Here is a 4928-nt window from a genome sequence, read left to right as displayed (position 1 = left end):
GTTCATTGCGCGTTCTCCGCTACGGATGGGGCCACCAGGAGCTCCATGACCTCTCGGGCACGCAACAATGACCCAATCTTAGATCCTATGCAATCATCCGGGACCCGACACTTAGCCAAATCCACTCAGGTCAAGATCCGGATCTTTGACCCGGATGGTGGTTTGGTCCGAACCTTGGTCGAGGGTGCGGACCAAGCGGTCGGTCGTACACAACATATCTGGGACGGCCGTGACGACAGCGGCAAGATCGTACCCGATGAGGCCTACACCTTTGTCATCGAGGCTGCCGATGGTGCCGTCTATGACCCCACTACCTTCTCCGGCGGCGAGGTGGGCGACCTGACGGATGTCAGCTTCGATTCATCCGGGACCGTCAGCTACCAGCTCCCGGCACCGGCCCGCGTCCTGATCCGGCTGGGTATCCGCAATGGCCCCATGTATCGCACCCTGGTGGATTGGAAGCCGAGACCGGCCGGCAATGTCAACGAGTATTGGGACGGATTCGATCAGGACCAGTTGGTCAAGTTGCAGGGCCAGAAAGATTTCAGTGCCCTGGTGACCTATGCCACCTTACCCGAGGCGACGGTAATTACCTATGGCAACCAGGATGAGAGTTATCGGGAATACAGGCTCGGCCGGGGCAAGGACCGCCCACGGAAACCGGAGCGCCCCCGTATTTCGGACACCGAGCAAGGTTTCCGTCCCGATTTCCTCGTCCCGCCCGCCTGGGCGCGTGCCCCTCAGGTCAAGCTGACCTTTCCCGATTTCCCGGAGGCCGGTACGGTGCTGGCGGTGAAGCGAGCCCTCCAGGTGCGTATCGATGTCGCGGAGGAGGACAAGCCCCGGTTGCTGGCGGACCAGTTCGAGGTCCTGCTCTTCGTCGACAGCCAATTCTTCGCCGAGGCCGAGCGGAGCTATCTACCGTTGAATTGGAAATGGGAGCTGCAACAGTTCCCCCCCGGCGAGCACATCCTGACTGTGAATATCTCCAGCTTCAAAGGCCAGGTCGGCGTCGCCAGCCGGAAGATTATCCTTGCAGAAATAGCGTCGAGATAATCATGCCGTTTCCTTTGGTTTTCCATCGGGAATTGTTTTTCGCCGTAAATGAACGCGAATCAACGCAAATTGGTCACAGATGATTATATTGTCTTTTCTGTCCCCGGATGACTCAGGTTCTCACAGATCGTTTCGTTCTCAATGTTACCGATAGTCGAGAGCATCCGTACCGGGTCCTCAAGCCGGACACTGTACCGCGGTGCGGCGGTCATCGCCTTGGTCCTGAGCGCCGCAGCAAATGTCCATGCCGCGCTTGTGTTCTCGGCCCTCCGGGACGGCGTCTGGCGGCTCTATCATCAATCCGAACCGGATGCGCCGCCGCGGCCGATACCGGCGCAGCCGCTCGCCGGCGACCAGGGCGCACCACGGCTATCACCGGACGGTAAATGGGTTGCCTTCGAGATCACCGGCGGCGGGCTCCAGGTCTGTCCCATTACAGGGGCAGGGGCTTGCCGATCCGTTGCGGTCGGGTCGGGTTATGCCGTGCGTCCCGCCTGGAATCCACGGACCGGCGCGCTGGTCCTCGTCCACTTCACCTTCAAGGGCGGCGAGGAGCAGTCCACCATCAAGCTGACCGGCGGCGATCCGGCTGCAATCACCCCCCTCATCGAGCAGACCGGCATCCAGGATTTCCCGGCTGTCGCGCCGGACGGGCGCCGACTGGCCTATACTTCTTGGCTCACCGTCATGCCCTACCGCGGCCGGGTCAGTGTGGTCCAGCAGCTCTGGACCCTGGAGCTCGGCACCGGGAGGGCAGGGCAACTGCTGCTGTCGAACGCCGGCGACATCCATCCCCGGTGGTCTCCGGACGGCAGCCGGATCGCCTTTTCATCGAACCGCACCGGCCGCTACGAGCTCTGGACTACCAGTAACGCGGGCACCGATTTGCATCGAATTACCGATGGTCCGGGTGACAAGACCTGGCCGGCCTGGTCCCCGGACGGTTCGCGCATCCTCTTCACCCACACCCGGAAGGGTCGCTCCGGCCTCTCCCTGGTCCGCATCGACACCGGCGAGATCCGGCCCTACAACCCATTCGGTCCGGACTCCGGGATCCAGCTCAAGGACCCGGACTGGCGCGCCGTTGCAGACTGAGTACCGTCGGTAGCCCCATGCAGGCACCGGGACGCCGCCGCCACAGGTCTTTGATCCGGGTCCTGGGTCTTGGTGTGCTCGCCGTCTCCATCGGGGCCCTTGTCATCGTCCGCCAGGCACCGATCCCGGAAGACGCCACCTATGTTGGCTCCGCTGCCTGCAGCAGTTGCCATCGGAGCGAATACGCAGGCTGGCACGCCAGCCACCATTCCAAGATGATGCGCCGGGTCGATCAAGAAGGCGTGGTGGTCGCCGATTTCAATGCCGAGGATATGCCGTTCGACCCCAAACAGGCCGTGTGGGCCATCGGCAGCCGTTGGGAGCAGCAATTCATGGGCCACGACGGTAAGACGGAGACCTTGCTGCCCGGTGCCTGGCTGGTCGCTGCGGGTGAGTGGAAGATTAAGGGTTGGGACGGCTGGCAGGTCCCCGTCCCCCGGCGGCGCTGTCACGGCTGCCACACCGTCGGGCTGAATGTGGAAACCGGTGAATTCGTCGAGCCCGGTATCGGCTGCGAGTCCTGCCACGGACCCGGCAGTTGGCACCGTACCACCCTGGGGTTGGGCGCGATCGCCGCCACCCTCGACGCCCAGGTCTGCGGTCAATGCCATACCCGTGGGCGTTCTACCGACGGCCGGCACTTCTTCCCGGTGGGCTACCGGCCCGGCGCGCCCTTGGCAGACTACTTCCGAACGACCGAACCCACGCCCGGTCAGACCTCCGCCGCCTGGTGGGGCAACGGCCGTGAATATAAGCGCCACCAGGAGTACGCTGCCTGGCGACGGGGAGGACATGCCGACAGCCTCAGGCACCTGAAGGAGGGGTATGACGGCCGCTACGGACAGGTGACCTCCGATTGCCTGCGCTGCCACGCCGCCGAGGCCGCTATCGACCCTCACCGTAAACACACCTTGGATGCAGTCGAGCACGGTATCACCTGTGCCGTTTGCCACCAGGTCCATGGTGGTTTGGACAGGCTGCGCCTCGAATGCGACGACTGTCACGAGCCAGGTGCCTTCTACCATCACCCGGAGCGCAATGCGGATCATGTCGTCTGCGGCGACCAGGCAGGAGTCACCTGTGTCGATTGCCATATGCCCCGCACCGCCAAGAACGGCGGCAGGTTCAGTCTCCACACCCATCATCCGGGCATTATCCCGCCCTCGGATACCGCGCAATATGGTGTCCCGAGTAGCTGCGCCAAGGGTACCTGCCACGCCGACCGGCAAACGGAGTGGCTGCAAGCCGCCTTTGAGCGTCACTACCGATGAGAGGAGTATAATCGTCCGTCATGTTTCGCCCGCTGTCCCTTTTCGTCGGTCTGCGCTATACCCGTGCCAAACGGCGGAATCACTTCATCTCCTTCATCTCCCTGATCTCGATGCTCGGCATCATGCTGGGTATCGTGGCCCTGATCGTGGTGCTTTCCGTCATGAACGGCTTTCACACCGAGATCCAGGCGCGCATCCTGGGGATGGCCTCACATGCCACCTTGTCCAATCCCTATGGCGACATGTCCGATTGGCCGGACCTGCTGGAGCGGGTACGGAAGCACGAATCGGTGATCGGGGCCGCTCCGTTCGTCGAGTTGCAGGCGATGCTGGCGAACGGCTCCGATGTGAGCGGGGCCCAGCTGCGGGGAATCCTGCCGCGGGAAGAGGACCAGGTGGCCGAGCTGCGCCGGGATATGATTCAGGGCGATATGGACGATCTGGTCGCCGGAAAGTTCAGGGTCATCCTCGGCCGGGAGCTGGCGGCCTATCTCGGGGTCGGGGTCGGCGACCGGGTCACGGTGGTGACGCCCCAGGTGAGTGCCACCCCCATCGGCATCATGCCCCGGCTCAAGGCCTGTACCGTCAGTGGCCTGTTTGCCGCCGGCATGTCGGACTATGATCGCCATGCTGGCTTTCTGCACCTTGAGGACGCCGCCAAGCTCATGCGGCTGGGCTCGGGTGTCACCGGGGTGCGACTCAAGCTCACGGATCTGTTCGAGGCGCCGCGGCTGGTCCGGGACATCGCCTATGATCTGGGTGGGACCTATCGGGTCATCGATTGGACCCAGCACCACCGGAACTTCTTCGCCGCCCTGCGCACCGAGAAGCGCATGATGAGCATCATCCTGTTTTTGATCGTAGCGGTTGCGGCCTTCAACATCGTTTCGACCCTGGTGATGGTGGTGACCGACAAACGGCCCGACATCGCCATCCTGCGTACCCTGGGGGCCTCACCGGCCCGCATCATGGCGATCTTCATGGTCCAAGGCACGACCATCGGTGCCGTAGGGACCCTGTTGGGCATCGGCGGGGGGATCGCGCTGGCGCTCAATGTGGAGCCCATTGTGGCGGGAATCGAGGGCCTGTTCGGTGTCCACTTCCTGGACCCCAACATCTACTATATCAGCAAGTTGCCCTCGGACCTGCGGGCCCGGGACATCGCCTGGGTGGCGGCCGGGGCCTTTCTCATGTCCGTGCTGGCGACCCTCTACCCGGCCTGGCGCGCGGCCCGCACCGATCCCGCCGAGGCCCTGCGCTATGAATGAAGGGGCACCGGTGCTCGAGGCCGTGGGACTGGCAAAGACCTTTCGTCAGGGGCCCCAGGAGGTTGCGGTCCTGCGCCGGGTCGATCTGAGGATCCATGCCGGCGAACGGGTGGCGGTAGTCGGTGTGTCCGGCTCGGGCAAGAGCACGCTGCTGCACTGCTTGGGGGCCTTGGAGCGGCCTTCGGCCGGCAAGGTCTACTGGGAAGGGCAGGACGCGGCCTCCCTATCGGAACGCACG

5 protein-coding genes are annotated in these 4928 nt (G+C 63.6%); all 5 read left to right on the top strand.

The window, feature by feature from the left end; all coding sequences use genetic code 11:
* A partial coding sequence (locus BQ17_RS00025) for a FlgD immunoglobulin-like domain containing protein (protein ID WP_218067978.1) occupies positions 1 to 1056 on the top strand: 1056 nt, incomplete at its 5' end.
* Between the two features lie 141 nt (positions 1057 to 1197).
* The gene (locus tag BQ17_RS00020; protein ID WP_089723714.1) at positions 1198 to 2151 is read left to right on the top strand and encodes a TolB-like translocation protein; all 954 of its coding nucleotides are present in this window, start codon (positions 1198 to 1200) and stop codon (positions 2149 to 2151) included.
* Between the two features lie 17 nt (positions 2152 to 2168).
* Positions 2169 to 3422, top strand: a complete 1254-nt coding sequence (locus BQ17_RS00015; protein ID WP_089723713.1) for an ammonia-forming cytochrome c nitrite reductase subunit c552 — start codon at positions 2169 to 2171, stop codon at positions 3420 to 3422.
* 20 nt (positions 3423 to 3442) lie between these two features.
* The gene (locus BQ17_RS00010) at positions 3443 to 4690 is read left to right on the top strand and encodes a lipoprotein-releasing ABC transporter permease subunit (RefSeq protein WP_089723712.1); all 1248 of its coding nucleotides are present in this window, start codon (positions 3443 to 3445) and stop codon (positions 4688 to 4690) included.
* Positions 4683 to 4928 (top strand): ATP-binding cassette domain-containing protein (locus BQ17_RS00005; RefSeq protein WP_141699005.1); only part of this gene is annotated, 246 nt, incomplete at its 3' end. The genes BQ17_RS00010 and BQ17_RS00005, both read left to right, overlap by 8 nt.

Source organism: Candidatus Thiosymbion oneisti, assembly GCF_900092655.1.
Taxonomy (GTDB): domain Bacteria; phylum Pseudomonadota; class Gammaproteobacteria; order Chromatiales; family Chromatiaceae; genus Thiosymbion; species Thiosymbion oneisti.
This window is presented reverse-complemented; position numbering and strand designations above follow the sequence as displayed.

Coding starts and splice junctions, on each gene's coding strand:
- BQ17_RS00020 (WP_089723714.1), top strand. CDS start 1,198: ATGTTACCGATAGTCGAGAGCATCCGTACCGGGTCCTCAAGCCGGACA.
- BQ17_RS00015 (WP_089723713.1), top strand. CDS start 2,169: ATGCAGGCACCGGGACGCCGCCGCCACAGGTCTTTGATCCGGGTCCTG.
- BQ17_RS00010 (WP_089723712.1), top strand. CDS start 3,443: ATGTTTCGCCCGCTGTCCCTTTTCGTCGGTCTGCGCTATACCCGTGCC.